At 71.2% G+C, this 14,275-nt stretch carries 14 protein-coding genes; 9 read left to right on the forward strand and 5 right to left on the reverse strand.

Annotated elements, in window-relative coordinates:
* Positions 1–19 precede the first annotated feature (19 nt).
* Positions 20–1,339, forward strand: a complete 1,320-nt coding sequence (locus tag Q4V64_RS10400) for a serine-threonine protein kinase (protein WP_124443458.1) — start codon at positions 20–22, stop codon at positions 1,337–1,339.
* Positions 1,340–1,364: 25 nt separating this feature from the next.
* Here Q4V64_RS10400 and Q4V64_RS10405 read toward each other — a convergent pair whose 3' ends face one another.
* Positions 1,365–4,160 carry a penicillin acylase family protein gene (locus tag Q4V64_RS10405; RefSeq protein ID WP_124443457.1) on the reverse strand — a complete coding sequence of 932 codons (2,796 nt, stop codon included), beginning with the start codon at positions 4,158–4,160 and terminating at the stop codon, positions 1,365–1,367.
* Between the two features lie 22 nt (positions 4,161–4,182).
* Between Q4V64_RS10405 and Q4V64_RS10410 the strand changes: the two genes are divergently transcribed.
* The 4 genes from Q4V64_RS10410 (at position 4,183) to Q4V64_RS10425 (ending at position 6,157) form a co-directional block, all read left to right on the forward strand.
* A complete protein-coding gene (locus tag Q4V64_RS10410) occupies positions 4,183–4,407 on the forward strand; it encodes a hypothetical protein (protein ID WP_124443456.1) in 225 nt (74 codons plus the stop codon).
* Between the two features lie 15 nt (positions 4,408–4,422).
* Positions 4,423–5,025 carry a hypothetical protein gene (locus Q4V64_RS10415; protein WP_124443455.1) on the forward strand — a complete coding sequence of 201 codons (603 nt, stop codon included), beginning with the start codon at positions 4,423–4,425 and terminating at the stop codon, positions 5,023–5,025.
* A gap of 203 nt (positions 5,026–5,228) precedes the next feature.
* The gene (locus Q4V64_RS10420; RefSeq protein ID WP_172629458.1) at positions 5,229–5,963 is read left to right on the forward strand and encodes a 3-keto-5-aminohexanoate cleavage protein; all 735 of its coding nucleotides are present in this window, start codon (positions 5,229–5,231) and stop codon (positions 5,961–5,963) included.
* Positions 5,964–6,034: 71 nt separating this feature from the next.
* Positions 6,035–6,157 carry a hypothetical protein gene (locus Q4V64_RS10425; protein ID WP_303709788.1) on the forward strand — a complete coding sequence of 41 codons (123 nt, stop codon included), beginning with the start codon at positions 6,035–6,037 and terminating at the stop codon, positions 6,155–6,157.
* A 240-nt stretch (positions 6,158–6,397) separates the two neighbouring features.
* On the opposite strand, the gene Q4V64_RS10430 is transcribed toward Q4V64_RS10425, so the two are convergent.
* Positions 6,398–7,354, reverse strand: coding sequence for an NAD-dependent epimerase/dehydratase family protein (locus tag Q4V64_RS10430; protein ID WP_124443454.1), 957 nt, complete (start codon positions 7,352–7,354; stop codon positions 6,398–6,400).
* Between the two features lie 5 nt (positions 7,355–7,359).
* Positions 7,360–7,974 carry a ScbR family autoregulator-binding transcription factor gene (locus Q4V64_RS10435; protein ID WP_124443453.1) on the reverse strand — a complete coding sequence of 205 codons (615 nt, stop codon included), beginning with the start codon at positions 7,972–7,974 and terminating at the stop codon, positions 7,360–7,362.
* A 144-nt stretch (positions 7,975–8,118) separates the two neighbouring features.
* Between Q4V64_RS10435 and Q4V64_RS10440 the strand changes: the two genes are divergently transcribed.
* Together Q4V64_RS10440 and Q4V64_RS10445 are read left to right on the forward strand one after the other, a co-directional pair.
* The gene (locus Q4V64_RS10440) at positions 8,119–9,069 is read left to right on the forward strand and encodes a ScbA/BarX family gamma-butyrolactone biosynthesis protein (protein WP_124443452.1); all 951 of its coding nucleotides are present in this window, start codon (positions 8,119–8,121) and stop codon (positions 9,067–9,069) included.
* A gap of 9 nt (positions 9,070–9,078) precedes the next feature.
* Positions 9,079–10,017, forward strand: coding sequence for a LysR family transcriptional regulator (locus Q4V64_RS10445; protein WP_172629457.1), 939 nt, complete (start codon positions 9,079–9,081; stop codon positions 10,015–10,017).
* A gap of 99 nt (positions 10,018–10,116) precedes the next feature.
* Here Q4V64_RS10445 and Q4V64_RS10450 read toward each other — a convergent pair whose 3' ends face one another.
* Positions 10,117–11,091, reverse strand: coding sequence for a hydroxyacid dehydrogenase (locus Q4V64_RS10450; protein ID WP_172629456.1), 975 nt, complete (start codon positions 11,089–11,091; stop codon positions 10,117–10,119).
* An 89-nt stretch (positions 11,092–11,180) separates the two neighbouring features.
* Complete coding sequence (gene hemA / locus Q4V64_RS10455) at positions 11,181–12,404, reverse strand: 5-aminolevulinate synthase (RefSeq protein WP_253267267.1); 1,224 nt, start codon at positions 12,402–12,404, stop codon at positions 11,181–11,183.
* Positions 12,405–12,619: 215 nt separating this feature from the next.
* Between hemA and Q4V64_RS10460 the strand changes: the two genes are divergently transcribed.
* Both Q4V64_RS10460 and Q4V64_RS10465 read left to right on the forward strand, forming a co-directional pair.
* Positions 12,620–13,132 (forward strand): GNAT family N-acetyltransferase, encoded by a 513-nt coding sequence (locus Q4V64_RS10460; RefSeq protein WP_216377677.1) that lies wholly within the window; start codon positions 12,620–12,622, stop codon positions 13,130–13,132.
* The gene (locus tag Q4V64_RS10465) at positions 13,129–14,184 is read left to right on the forward strand and encodes a Gfo/Idh/MocA family oxidoreductase (protein ID WP_124443448.1); all 1,056 of its coding nucleotides are present in this window, start codon (positions 13,129–13,131) and stop codon (positions 14,182–14,184) included. The genes Q4V64_RS10460 and Q4V64_RS10465 overlap by 4 nt, the downstream gene beginning before the upstream one ends.
* The last annotated feature ends 91 nt before the right edge of the window (positions 14,185–14,275 follow it).

The following is a 14,275-nucleotide window of genomic DNA, read 5'->3' on the forward strand; positions in this document are numbered from 1 at the left end:
GGGGACGAAGGGGCTTGTCATGGCGGATCCGGCAATGAGCGTGACTCCGTACTGGGAGCTCACCTTCGACGCGGACGGGGACGCGGACGGCCGGAAGCGGGACCGGCTGCTCGCCGGAGTCGTGGAGCACGGCATCCGTGACCTGGTCGTCTTCGCGCACGGCTGGAACAGCGACCGCTCGGGCGCGACCCGGCTGTACAGCAGCTTCCTCGCGCCGTTCCCGGAGCTCGCACCGGCGGCCAGGATCGGGTACGTCGGCGTGGTGTGGCCTTCCATGCGGTTCTCGGACGAGCCGATCCCGGACTTTCCGCGAGCCGTGGCCGCCGGGATCCCGCCACTGCCGGCCCTCGACAAGGACACCCGGCACGCGCTGCTGGAGACCTTTCCCGGGCGGGCGACCGTGATCGACCAGATCGCGCAACTGCTGGACCAGCAGCCGCGCGAGGCGGCCGAGTTGGACGAGTTCGGGCGTCTGGTGCGGTTGCTGGTGGACGTGCTGCCGCCGGGGCCGCAGGCGCTGTTCGCGGCGGACACGCTGGCGGAGGGCGTGCCGCAGAGCGAGCCCATGATGGTGACGGGGTCCGCGGCGGAGGTCTGCGAGGAGTTCGCGCGGGCGCTGGCGGAGCTCGAGTCCCCGGGTGGGGCGGCACGGTTCTCGCTGCCCAATCCGTGGGACGGGGCGCACGAGCTGCTGCGGCAGGCGACGTACTACGCCATGAAGCGGCGGGCGGGGACGGTCGGTGAACGCGGGCTCGGCCCAGCGGTCGGGCAACTGGCCGCGGCGGCGCCGCAGGTGCGGGTGCACCTCGTCGGGCACAGCTTCGGCGCACGGCTGGTGGCGTTCGCGCTGCGCGGGCTGCCGAAGGGGGTGCGCACGGTGAAGTCGGTGACGCTGCTCCAAGGGGCCTTCTCGCACTACGCGTTCGCGGCGCGGCTGCCGCACGACACGCGCGCGGGAGGGGTGTTGCAGGGCCAGCACAACCGCATCGACGGTCCCCTGGTGTGCTGTTACTCCCGCCATGATTCGGCCCTCGGCACCATGTATCCGCTGGCCTCGCGCATGGCGGGGGACGCGCGAGGGGCCACCGCCGACCTGGCCGTCGGACGTGTCCTCGGGGTCAAGTGGGGGGCGATGGGGTTCGACGGTGTGCAGGCGGTGCCGGGCACGAAGTCCTTCGAGCTCGCCGACGCGCTGAGGGCGAAGCTGCCCGCGTCGGGGTGCGTGAACGTCGACGCCGCTCAGGTGGTCCGGCGGGGCGGGCCGCCGTCCGGGGCGCACTGCGACATCGTGCACCGGGAGCTGGCGCACCTGGTGGTGGCGGCGGGCCGCATCCGCTGACCCGCCGCCGACAGGGCCTGGTGCCTCACCGGTGCGAGGTGAACTCCACCACCTGCTGGTACGTCGGGCGGTTCTGCCAGCTGATGTGGCCGTGCTTGATGCCGCCGAGCGTCCGCTGGAAGATCGAGTCGGCGCACCACTGGTCGCCCGCCGAGCACAGGGCGTCACCCGGGTAGACCTGGGCCGCGGTCTTGCCGGCCGCCTCCTTCAGGGTGCTGATCAGGACGTCCCGGCAGGCGCTGAGGCTGCCGCCGCCGCAGTACTTCCGCGCGAGCGGCCCCTGCACCGACTCCCCGAGCACCGCCCGGATGTCCTTGTCGACATAGCTCCACCAGCCGTACTGGAAGGAGCTTCCGGCGTGCGAGCCCGTCGGGCCGTGCGCGGCCGAGGGGGACTCGTCGACGGGGAGGTTGTCGGTCATGGCCGTGTACAGGTCGCTGCCGAGTCCCGGTTCGAACTCGGCCTTCACCAGCAGCGGCCACCAGGCGTCCAGGATGCGGATCGCGTCGGCGTCGGCGTACTTCTTCGAACCGGCCGACGTCTCCGTGCGCTTGCCGCCCGCCGACAGCCACGTCTGCAGCTTGCTCACCGCCGCCGCGGCCGTGGAGTCCGTGACCGGGGAGCTGTTGACGACCTTCAGCAGATCCGGCAGTACGTCCCCGGCCCGCAGGTCGGCGAGCCCCGCGTCGGCCATGGCCTTCACCAGCGAGGCCCGGGTGACCCCGCCCGCGGCGACCAGCTTCTTCACCCGGTCCTCGAGGAGATTGCCGCGGTGGACCGAGCCGTTGCCCCAGGGAGCGGTGGTGTAGTCCTTGGCCTGCTTGTTGTTCCAGGAGATGTAGTAGTCCTGGTCGATGGAGTTGGGGTGGGCCGACGCCGGCGTGTAGTCCGCCGTGTTCGTGGCCGGGGCCCAGTTCCGCCACTCGTACGCCGGCCGTGCCCACACCGGGAACTCGGCGTCGACGCCGCTCGCCCGCACCGGGTTGTCGCCACTGTTGTAGTAGGCGGTGTGCTCGGAGTCGGCGTAGAACCAGTTGAAGGTGTAGTTGATGTGCTGCACCGCCTTCTGGAAGCTCTCCGGGCCCTTCACGTAGTCCGGGTCGTTCAGCATCTGGAAGCCGATGATCGAGTCGGCCTCGTGCATGTAGGAGGAGCGCAGGGTGGTGTAGGCGACCTTCTTGCCGCCGACGGTCGCGCGGTACTCGACGGGGCCGTACTTGGTGCGCCACACCCGCATCGTGTAGGAGCCGGCGGCGGTGTCGTCGGCGACGGTCGGCTTCCAGGCGTTCTTCTGCTCGATCTTCTCCATGGGGGTGCAGGTGCCGCGGTACAGGTAGTGGTAGTCGTCCTGGCACAGTTCGACGGCGTACGTGTCGATGATGTCCTGGCCGGAGGTCGTGGCGCTCCACGAGTAGTCCTGGCCACGGCCTAGTTCGACGTACATGCTCAGGCCGGCGAAGGAGGCGCCGCGGGCGCTGATGCCCGGGCCCTGGATCTCCTGGAGCAGGAGCAGCTGGGGCGCGAAGTAGCCGGTCTGCGGGCCGAAGACGGCGACCGGGTGGCCGCTGGCGGTGTGCTCGCCGCTCACCACGAGGGCGTTGGACATGCCGCGCTTGGCCGACGTCATGGCCGTCCTGGCCGCGGACGTGGACGCCTTGCTCGCACTTGAGCCGGCCGCGCCGCCCGTACGGTCGTGGACCAGCTGCTCCTCCTCCACCGAGCCCGCGTCGGGCAGTGCCTCGCCCTGCGGATCGTCGGGCCTGGAGGCGTAGGGGAAGCTCTTGTCGTGGACGGTGACGACCGCCTCGGGGTCGTTGCGCTCGCGGAAGGACTCCCAGACCTTCGTGCCCTCTTCGACGCCGTACTTCTCCTGCGCGGCGAGCAGCGAGAGCGCGTTGTTGACCTCGCCGCCGCCCCCGGAGCCGAAGAGCGCGCCGATGACGGAGCCCAGCGCGACCAGGTCGGTGATCTTGAAGTGCTGGATGGTGCCGGCGTTGGTGATCGAGTCCTTGTGGCCGGTGAGGACGTACTCGCCGGGGAAGGAGCGGCCACTGTCGGAGGCGTCGATGTAGGCGTTGATGCCGTCGAGGTAGGCCTTGGCGTCGGCGAGGGCCTGCCGGCCGCGCTCCCCGTTCGTGGCGACGGCGTTGTCGATCTGGGCCTGGAGATCGGCCTCGGTGTACGGGGCGTGGCGCCAGAACTGCTGCTCGAGGCCCTGGTTGGACGGGTCGCCGCCCGCGAAGGAGGTCAGCTGGCCGCGTCCCACGTGACGGAAGACGTCCATCAGCCACAGCCGGTCCTCAGCCGCCGCATACCCGGCGCCGAACTCCGTGCCGTATCTGGTGGTACCGGTGATGTGCGGCACACCCGTCTTCTTGTCGCGGACGATCGTCACGTCGCCACGACCGGCGGGCTTGACGGTGGAGGCGACTTGATCGGCGGGGACCCCGAAAGACGCGTCGTTGAAGAAGGTGTTGACCGTGGCGTTGGTCAGCGTGGGGTAGCCCTTGGCCAGGTTGGCGTAGGGCCCGAGCTGGTCCTCCGCGTGCGCGGGCTGGGTGCCGAAGGCCTGGTTGAGGAGGATCTGGGCGAGGGTGGCGTTGCCGTTCTGGCCGGGCGGCAGGATGTCGGAACACTGGCCGCCGCAGTAGTCGTTCGCCGCCGCCGTCGCCTTGGGGGTGGCCTCCTCGGCTGCCGCCGCCTGGGTCAACGGGGACAAAAATCCGGCAATCAGGACGCATACGGAAGCGGTCTTCAGGAACCCGGGGATTCTGCCGGGAGTTCTCACTCTGAGAGCGGTGCGTGGGGTGCGCCGTGGCATGGCAGCTCCTACCGACGGGGGTGTGCCGGACGTTACCGCCGGTATCCCCGAGATTGAAGATGAACATGCGTCACTTTTTGAAGTCGGTGCCGGGTCGGCACCGCGTCGATGCGGCCGGCTCAGCCGGCTTATGGGGGCCATCGGAAATCGGATGGAGCCGAATCGCTTGTCGATACGTCTATTCGGCAACGTCGCGCGAAGTCCGTACGACGACGCCGAAGTGACCGAAGTACAGGTGCAGGTGTGACGGAGGTGCAGGGCGATGGCCGGTTTCCGGAGTCTGGCGAGACAGGTGCGCGATCCGCGGTGCGATCTGGCACTACGGCGCTATTCGCTGCGCAAGTGCCTGGAGCGGTTCGCTCCTTACGGGCACAGGGCGACCTGGGACCATTTGTGCTCCCGGGCCGGGTTCGGCCCGGAGGACCGCTCCCCCGACCCAGCGCGGCTCGTGGCCGCACTGGAGGAGTTGGAGGAGGCGCGTTCGGTCTGGCTGGCCTATGAGGTCGAGTTCGCCGAGCGCCGCAAGAAGGAGAAGCACGACGGGTTGCGCAGTCCGGGCAGTGTGGACGACTGGCACCGGCTGACCTGGGGCGGTTTCGGCGTCGCCTGGTGCGACGACCCCCGGGTCCATCCCCATGAGCCGCTGGCGGAGGTACTGCGCCGCCTGATCTCCGCGCTGGAGCGCGAACCGGGCTCGGTCTGCCCGGTGTGCGGCGGGGAGCGACTCCTCTGGAAGTACGAACTGGACCACGAACCCTCGACGGGTCCGGTCTGCACGGACTGCGGAATTCTCGTACCGCGTCCCGTGCTCACGCCCGAGGCGCTGGCGGACGCCAGGCGCGGACGGTTGCTCGTGTCAGCCTAGGGAACGGCGAACGGCGGGGGTGCGTCGGGGATGCCGCACCCCCTATTTGACCGCGGGCCCTTGTTGGGTCCTGGCCGCGGGTTCGTTCCCGGCCGCGGGCCGTTGTTCGTACCCGGCCGCGGGCCGTTGTCCGTTCTCCGCCGCAGGCCGTCGTTCGTTCTCCGCCACGGGCCGTTGTCAGTGGTGGCTGGCACCATCGAGGCATGGTGCAGGTGTGTCTCAACGGGCCCCGAGGGGCCGCCGACGGCGCGATGGTGCCGCTCACGCCGCAGGCGATGGCCGACTCCGCGGCCGAGGCCGTCGCGGCGGGGGCCACGGACGTTCATGTCCACCCCAAGACGCCTTGCGGCCAGGACACTTTGTCGCCGCGTGTGATCGCGGCGACGGTCGAGGCGATACGTGCGCGGGTGTCGGTGCCGGTCGGAGTGACCACGGGCGCGTGGGCGGAACCTGACCTCGATCCGGCGGCCCGGATGGCGCGCGTACGGGGTTGGACCGTGCTCCCGGACCACGCCTCGGTCAACTGGCACGAGCCGGGCGCCGAGCAGATGGCCGCCGCCCTGATCGACCTCGGGGTGGACGTGGAGGCCGGCATCTGGTCCGGGACGGACGGGGCGGCCCGGTTCGCCGACTCGCCGCTGGGCCCGAAGGTGCTGCGGGTGCTCGCGGAGGTGACGGACCCCGCACCGGACACGGCCGAGGACACCGCGCGGGCACTTCTGGCCGACCTGGGTTCCGCACACGGCCGGCCTCTCCTGCTGCACGGCCAGGACGGCGGCGCCTGGCCGGTGCTGCGGTTGGCCGGGCGCCTTGGCCTCGCGACCCGCGTAGGCCTGGAGGACACGCTGGTCCTGCCGGACGGGGAACGGGCCTTGTCCAATGCCGAGTTGGTGGCAGATGGGTTGGACCAGTACGGGTGGGCCCAGCGCTCGCCGTAGGGGCGGGGCGAGGAGTCCGGCGCGTGTCGCGTTGCCGGGTCTGTCGTGCCGGGGGTGGCCGTCGCCCGTGGGTGGCCGTCGCCGTAGGCCTGGAGGACACGCTGGTCCTGCCGGACGGGGAACGGGCCTTGTCCAATGCCGAGTTGGTGGCAGATGGGTTGGACCAGTACGGGTGGGCCCAGCGCTCGCCGTAGGGGCGGGGCGAGGAGTCCGGCGCGTGTCGCGTTGCCGGGTCTGTCGTGCCGGGGGTGGCCGTCGCCCGTGGGTGGCCGTCGCCCGGTGGTGGCCGTCGCCGGTTGCGGAGGGTGCCTGTGGCCCCGGGGCTCGGCGACGACGGTCACCGTGGCGCAGATGCCCTGGCCCAGGATGCGCCGGGCCGCGAAGCCCGCGTACGCGGGCCTGCCGAACGGGCTCGATCCGGCGTTCCCGTACCGCTACAGGGTCGTGTCCGATCGGCAGTGCTCCCGGTACCACGGCGCCCAGGCCGCCACGCGCTCCAGCGGATCCGGACCGCACGAAACGCCGGCCAGGCGCCACACCCGCTCGCTGCGGAACCAGTTGTCCTGAGCCAGGAGCTCGAACTGACGCGGGCTCACCCAGGTGTTCGCCGCGGCGAGTTCCTCCAGGCACCGGGACCAACTCCAGTCCCGGCCGGGGACTTCGGGCAGCACTCCGTGGCCGGTGAGAGCGTCCAGCAGGTCGCCCGAGCGCACCGGCCGCGGGTGACTGGCATGGTGGACGGACGGCCCCGTCAGCCCGGGAGTGTCCAGAGTGGCGGTGATCAGCCGGGCCAGGTCCTCCACGGCGACCAGGGACAGCCGCGCGGTGCCCGCGTCCCAGCGCGCGGGGACCTGGCGGCGCAACTCGGCCAGCGCGGGCACCACCCACCGGTCCCCGGCACCGAGGACGAGCCCCGGGCGCAGCACCACCGCACCGGCGGCCAGTGCGGCCCGTTCACCGGCGAGGCGGGTCGCGCTGGCAGCGGAGACCGGGGCCGGTTCCACCTCACCGACATCCGGCCCTCGATGCGGTCCGCGGCCGTAGACCGCGGCCGTCGACAACTGCGTCACGCGCCTCACGCCGCCCCGCGCCGCCTCGGCCATGAGCCGTGTCGTGCCGTGCTCGTTCACCGCGGCGCACTGGTCCGGGTCACCGCCGACGCGCGCCGCCAGATGGAGCAGCGCGTCGGCGCCCTCGCACACGCCCCGCAGGGTGTCCGGCGCGGCCAGGTCGGCCTCGCACCACTCGGCGCCCGCCGCGATCAGCGCCTCGGGCGCCCTACGGGCCACGACCCGGACGCGCCACGCACCGGGATCGCGCAGCAGCAGGGCCGCGACCCGGGACCCGATGAAGCCGGTGGCGCCCGTGAGTACCACCTGTCGCGGTGTCACAGTCCTCACCTCCATCGCAGGCCCCGCTCGCTCTCGACCAGGATCCCCGGCAAGGCCTCGGGGGAGGCGATACCGGGCAGCAGATAGCGCCACAGAGAGGCGATGCGGTCCGGGAGATCGGCCCAGCCTGCGGAGATCTGGGACTTCAGCTGGGTCCCGGTGAACGCGGACACGAGCACCTCGGCGAACTCGGACTCGTCCGTGTCCGGCCGCAACTCCCCCTCGTGCCGCGCCACCACCAGCTCGCCCCGGAAGCGATCCGCCCACCAGCCGTACGCCGAATCGTCCTGGAGCGCCGGTCCCCCCGGGTCCACGGCCAGGCGCACGCCCGCCCGCAGCAGCGTGTTGTGCTGGAGTTCCCTCGCGAGCGCGAACGTGATGTCCACCAGTTGCTGGAGCCCCTGGGGATCCTCGGGCAGTTTCAGGTCGCTCGCCTGCTCCAGCATGACGGCACGGGCCAGTTCCTCCTTCGACGCGAAGTGGAAGTACATCGCTCCGGACGTGACCTTCGCCCTGGCCAGGATGCGGTTGATGCCGGCGCCACGGTAGCCGGACTCGTCGAACACCTCGGCCGCCGCGCGGATGATCGCCGCCCGGGTCCGAAGCGCCCGCTGGTTCATTTGCCTACCCGTCGTCGACATGTCATTTGCCTCTCATCCTCCTGTTTCGACTTACATACAGAACGATCTCTATGTTACAGATGCATCAACCACCTCGTCGGGTTACACCCACGACCTGGCGGCACATCAAGGGGGAGGAAACACATGTCCTCATGCAACGGGATCGACCACCGTCGAACCACGTCGGGGGGCGCGACCGATCTGACGCCGGTCGCTCCCTGGCACGTGCACAAGCGCCACGCCGAAGAGGTCTACCTCACCCATTGGCGACGCACGGGCCCCGACGGCTTCCACATACGGGCGCGCCGTCCGGGCGCGCACGCCTTCTACCGCGTGGGGCGTGCGTTCGATCCGCTGCTGCTCTGCGAGATCGTTCGCCAGACGTTCCCGCTGCTCTGCCACGCCGCCTACGACGTGCCGCGCGGACACCAGCTCATCTGGGAACACTTCGGCTATCGCGTGGACGACGCGGCCTACGCGGGCGTGGACCGCGGCCCGGACGTGACGATGGACGTCCACTGCTTCGACATCTCCTACCGCGGCACCCGTCCGGCCGCCCTCTCCCTGCGCGCGCAGGTGCGCTGGGGGGACGTGCCCGTGGCCACCGCCGAGACCCGGTTCACCGTGCAGTCCGCCGCCGTCTACCGGCGCCTGCGCGGCGGGTACGCGGAGACCGGGGCCGCCATGGCCCGGGCCGTGCCCGTGCCGGCCCCGGACCCGCACGCCCTGGCCGGCCGGGCCCGTCCGCAGGACCTGGTGCTCGCCCCGGCGGATGACGACAGCCGGCAGCTCAGGGTCGACACCACCCATCCCGTCTACTTCGACCACCCCGTCGACCACGTCCCCGGGATGATCCTCCTGGAGGCCGTCCACCAGGCGGTGGGCGGCGCCGACGTCTCCGCTCTCGACTGCGCCTTCCACCGCTACGTCGAACTCGACGCGCCCTGCACGATCATCGCCGCGTCCACGGAGGAGAACCGGGAGGAGCAGCGGACCCTCATCACAGCCGCACAGGGCGACACGACCCGTTTCTCCGCCGACGTCACCTCCAGGGCCGTCCTCGTCCGGGAGGCAACCGGCCGAGCCGTGCGGTGAGTGATGATCATGTCGGCACAAGCAACGGGACAGCGGATGCCGGAGCCGGGGACAGGCATGTGGGATCTCAACTTCAAGCATCTCCAGGCGTTTCTCGCCGTCGCGGACACCTTGAGCTTTACGTCCGCGGCGGACCAGTTGGGCAGCAATCAGCCGACGCTCACCCGCTCCGTCCGGCGCCTGGAGGAACAGCTCGGCGTCCCGCTCTTCCTCCGTACGACCCGGCAGGTGTCGCTGAGCCCGGACGGAGCGCGGCTACGTGACCGGCTTCGGGAACTCCTGCCGCACCTCAGCCAGGCACTCTTCCCGGAACCGGAACGCCCGGTCCTGCGGCTGGGGTTCGCCTGGCTGCTCCCGGACGGCTGGGTGCAGGAAGCCATCCGCCGGTTCGAGAAGGAGACCGGCGCCCAAGTGGAACTGCGCCGCCGGGACGACCGGTGGGCGGGCGTCGACCAAGCCGCCGTGGATGTCGCGCTGCTGCGCGGCCGTCCGCCGGCCGATCGCATGAAGGTCACCGCCCTCGGTGCGGAGGAGTGCGCCGCGGCCGTTCCGCAGGGCCATCCGCTGGACGGCCGCTCCTGGGTGAGCTGGGCGGAACTCGCCGACCATCCCCTGGTCGTCAACTCGATGAGCGGTGCGATACAGGACGCGGACTGGTCGGCGGACGCCCCGCCCGCGGGCACCGTGCGCTGCCACAACTTCGACGAGTGCCTGGAGTCCGTGGCGGCGGGCCGGGGCGTCAGCGTGATGCCCGACCTCGTCCTGCGGCGCAACCTCCACCCCGCCGTGGCGTTCGTCCCCCTGCGGGAGGCGCCGAGCATTCCCCTGTCACTGATCCGTCCGGTGCAGGGCGCGCATCCGCTCGCGGAGCGGTTCGCCCTGGTGACACGCAAGGTGCTGCTGACACGCCGGTCCCGGGCGGCGGGACGGGTACGGGCCCGGCCGTAGGCCTCGGGTTGGACCTGCCGTCGGCTCCGGCCCTCGGACAGGGGCGGGTGCGCGGCTGTGGCGCCGCGCACCCGCCCCGTGTGCCTCCGGGTCCGTCCTTCAGGACGCCTTGGCCGAACGCCGGGCCACCGCGGCCGCGTTCACCGCTGCGGGCACCTCCTGCCCGGCGAGCGCACGGCGCACGGCGCGGACGGCCTCACGGCCGGCCCGCTCCTGTGCCTCGCGAGTGCTCGCCCCGAGGTGGGGGGTGGCAACCACGGACTCGAAGGACAGCAACGCGTTTCCGACGGCCGGCTCGACGGCGAAGACGTCGAGCGCGGCTCCGGCCACGCGCTCCTCCTTCAGTGCCACGGCCAGCGCGCTCTCGTCGACGATGCCGCCGCGCGACGTGTTGACGAGGACCAGCGAGGGCCGGGCCAGCCGCAGTTCACGCTCGCCGATGAGTCCCGTGGTCTCGGGCGTCTTGGGCACGTGCAGCGTGACGGTGTCACTGGTGGTCATCAGCTCGTCCAGGGAGACCAGCCGGGCCCCGAGCTCCTCGGCGTGCCGGGGCGTCACATACGGGTCGTACGCCACGAGCTGTACGTCGAAGGCGGCCAGGCGACGGGCCACCAGGGTGCCCACGTGGCCCAGGCCTACGATCCCGACCGTGCTGCCCGACAGTTCGCGGCCCTGGAACCGGGCCCGTTCCCAGCGGCCGTCCCGCAGGGCGGAGCCCGCCGGTACGACATGGCGGGTCGCCGCGACGACGAGGCCCACGGTGAGTTCGGCCACGCTCAGCACGTTGGACAGCGGGGCGTTCGCGACGAGGACGTCCGCGGCCGTGGCCGCCCCGACGTCGACGTTGTCCAGGCCGACTCCGGCCCGGGCGACGACACGCAGCCGGGATGCCGCCGCCAGCGCCTCGGCGTCCACGACGGTTCCGCTGCGGATCAGCAGGGCCTCGGCCTCGGGCAGGGCCCGGCGCAGCTCGTCCGGGTCGCGCCCGTCGCAGTGCCGGACATCGCAGTCGTGCAGCTCGGCGAGAGCCTCGGGGGCCAGCGGATCGGCCACGAGGACGACAGGTTTCTCCACGGTGGTGCTCCTTTCCGGTTCTTCTTCTCGGCCGGTTCTCCCGGCCGGTTCTCCCGGCCGGTTCTCCCGGCCGGTTCTCCCGGCCGGTTTCAGGCGACGGCTTCGGCGGCGAGGCGGCGGCGGGGCAGCTCCGCGCGTTCCCAGATGCCGTTCAGCGCGGCGGCGAAGGCCGCGATCTCGTCGTCCTCGTGGTGCGGAGTCGGGGTGACCCGCAGCCGCTCGGTGCCCACCGGAACACTGGGCGCGTTGATGGGCTGGACGTAGCAGCCGTGGCGTTCCAGCAGTTCGCCCGCGACGTCCCGGCAGCCCAGGGAGTCGCCGACCAGGACGGGGACGATATGTGCCTCGTCCGAGACCACGGGGATGCCGTACTCCCCCAGCAGCCCGTGCAACAGCTGTGACTTGTCGCGCAGTTGGCGGCGCTCCTCCTCGGAACGCTTCAGGTGCCGTACGGCCGCCAGGGATCCCGCCGCGATCGCCGGGGGGAGGGACGTGGTGAAGATGAAGGCGGCGGCGAAGCTGCGGATCGCGTCCACCACCGGCGCGGGTCCGGCCACGTAGCCGCCGGCCGTGCCGAACGCCTTGGCCAGCGTGCCCTGCACGACGTCGAACCGTCCCTCGAGGCCGAGCTCGGCCGCCTTGCCCGCACCCCGCGGCCCGTACATGCCGACCGCGTGCACCTCGTCGAGGTAGGTGAAGGCACCGTAGGCGCGGGCCAGTTCGGCAACCCGCTCCAGGGGGGCGACGTCGCTCTCCATGGAGTAGACGCTCTCCAGCGCGATGATCTTGGGCAGCGCGGGATCGGTTCCGGCCAGCAGCTCTTCCAGGTGGTCCAGGTCGTTGTGGCGGAAGATCTGCTTCTCCGCGCCGCTGTGCCGGATGCCGGCGATCATCGACGCGTGGTTGAGCTCGTCGGAGAGGACGACGCACCCGGGCAGCCGACCGGCGAGCACCGTGAGTGCCGCGTCGTTCGCCGCGTACCCGGAGGGGAAGATGAGCGCCGACTCCATGCCGTGCAGGTCGGCCAGCTCACGTTCCAGCTCCACGTGGTAGCGGTGGTTGCCCGAGATGTTGCGCGAGCCGCCGCTGCCGGCCCCGGACTCGTCGACGGCCCGCTTCATCGCCTCCAGGACGAGCGGATGCTGCCCCATGCCCAGGTAGTCGTTGCTGCACCAGACGCTGATCCGGCGCCCGGTGCCGGGCCCGTGCTTCAGCGCCGCCGGAAAGGCGCCCGCCAGGCGCTCGACCTCCAGGAACGTCCGGTAGCCTCCCTGCCTCTCAAGGTCTCGTATCTCGGACGTGAAGAAGTCCATATAGCCGAACATCAAACCTCCGGTGCGCTTTTCCGATCTCGGACACCGGGAACGTAACCGGATCCGGAGCCGTGGAATAAATACCGCGCCCACCGATCCATGAGAGCGTCGGATAAGCCGAGGTGACGGCCCCGATCCCGGGTTATTCGACTGCTGTATGAATGCACCACCCAGTTCATTTCTCTTGCGCCGGAAATACTCCTAGAGTCCTCGACGTGATCGCTCAGCCACACATCCGCCCGCGGTCGGCGACCGTCGCGGACATCGAGGAACTCGTCCGCCTGCGCGGCCATTTGCTCAGCTCGGGCACCGGTGTCTACGTCGCCCGCGACCCCGAGGAGGACGCGGCCTGGCGCCGCGCCTACCGCGCCTGGCTCGGCCGGGTGCTCGCCGGGCCCGCGGACCGGGTGCACGTCACGGTCGTCGGTACGCCGGAGACCCTGGCCGCGTGCGCCATCGCCGTGGTGGACGAGCGGGCGCCCACGGCACGCTGCCCGAACGGGCTCACCGGCTGGGTGCAGACGGTCGTGGTCGACCCGCCCTGGCGGCGCCGCGGGCTGGGCGCCCGCGTCATGGACCACGCCCTCGGCTGGCTGAGGGCCCGGGAAGTGTCCGCGGTCGTCCTGCAGACCACCGAGGACGGAGCGCCGCTGTACCAAAAGCTCGGGTTCGCTCCGACGGGCGAAGACCTGCTGACCCTCGACCTGCGAGGTGACTCAATCCCGTGAGAATTCTGATCGTCGGGCTCGGCTACGCCGGGACCCGGTTCCGAATCGCGTTCCAGAACACGAAAATACCGTGCGAGTTCGCCCACGTCGGCCGCCACCGACGTGACTCGGAAATTCCGTACTACTCGTCGCTCCCCCAGGCACTCGGCGAATTCCGGCCGGATGTCGTGGTGGTCACGGTGCCGGACGCGGCCCACGCCGAGATCCTCGGTGAACTGGCCGGTTTCGAGGGCTTCGTGGTGGCCGAGAAACCACTGACCACTTCGCGCGACGACCTCGGCACGGTGGAATCCGCGATGGCCAAGACATCGGGATTCTGCATGGATCTCGTGGAGCGCTATTCGGAGGCCGCGGTGCGGCTGCGCGACCATGTCCGGGAGCATGGGCTGAGCCTCGTGCGCGCCCACTTCACCTGGGGCAAGGACCGCATCAACGACCACCGTCCCACCACCGGGGTGTCCAGCGAGGTCGTGCACCCGCTCGACCTGGTCCAGTGGATCGCCGGCGACGGCACGGAACTCGTCCTGACGTCGGCGCTTGGCACCCGTTCGGACTTCTCCGTGTCCGGGGCCGATGTCCTCGACAGCGTGGCGCTCTCGGCCCGCCTCGGACCTGGTGTCGTCACCGGCTACAGCAGCTTCGTGAACATCACCCGCAAGCGCGAGGTCGACTTCGTCTTCCGCGCACCGGACGGTGAACTGCGGTACGCCAGCGCGGTCTTCGACACCCCGGCCTGGGACGCCGACCGGCTCCGCGTGTGGCGCCGCACCTCGGCGGGCGACGCGGTGCTCCTCGAACTCGACACCGGATCACAGCCGGTGCCCGAGCACGCGAAGACCGTGGTCAAGCTGGGCCGTATGACGGCGGACGTGGCCCGTTTCGTCGTCGACGGCGAGGACCCGGCGCAGCCCTTCCCGGGCCTGCCCGACGCGGTGGGACTGCAACGGCTGCTGAACACCCTGGAGGGCGAGACGCACACCACCGGGCCGGTGGCCTACTTCCCGGCCGGCCGGACCGTGCTCCAGGAATCCGACTGGGAGCGCCTGGGGTGATCCCGCCGCGCTCCTGCCCAACCCTCCCCCTCCCTCAACCCTCCCCCTCCCCCTCCCCCTCCCTCACCCTCACCCGACAAGGAGACTGACC

The organism is Streptomyces sp. NL15-2K, assembly GCF_030551255.1.
GTDB lineage: Bacteria > Actinomycetota > Actinomycetes > Streptomycetales > Streptomycetaceae > Streptomyces.

Coding starts and splice junctions, on each gene's coding strand:
- Q4V64_RS10445 (WP_172629457.1), top strand. CDS start 9,079: ATGTCGGCACAAGCAACGGGACAGCGGATGCCGGAGCCGGGGACAGGC.
- Q4V64_RS10400 (WP_124443458.1), top strand. CDS start 20: ATGGCGGATCCGGCAATGAGCGTGACTCCGTACTGGGAGCTCACCTTC.
- Q4V64_RS10440 (WP_124443452.1), top strand. CDS start 8,119: ATGTCCTCATGCAACGGGATCGACCACCGTCGAACCACGTCGGGGGGC.
- Q4V64_RS10415 (WP_124443455.1), top strand. CDS start 4,423: ATGGCCGGTTTCCGGAGTCTGGCGAGACAGGTGCGCGATCCGCGGTGC.
- Q4V64_RS10435 (WP_124443453.1), bottom strand. CDS start 7,974: ATGAACCAGCGGGCGCTTCGGACCCGGGCGGCGATCATCCGCGCGGCG.
- hemA (WP_253267267.1), bottom strand. CDS start 12,404: ATGGACTTCTTCACGTCCGAGATACGAGACCTTGAGAGGCAGGGAGGC.
- Q4V64_RS10420 (WP_172629458.1), top strand. CDS start 5,229: ATGGTGCAGGTGTGTCTCAACGGGCCCCGAGGGGCCGCCGACGGCGCG.
- Q4V64_RS10405 (WP_124443457.1), bottom strand. CDS start 4,160: ATGCCACGGCGCACCCCACGCACCGCTCTCAGAGTGAGAACTCCCGGC.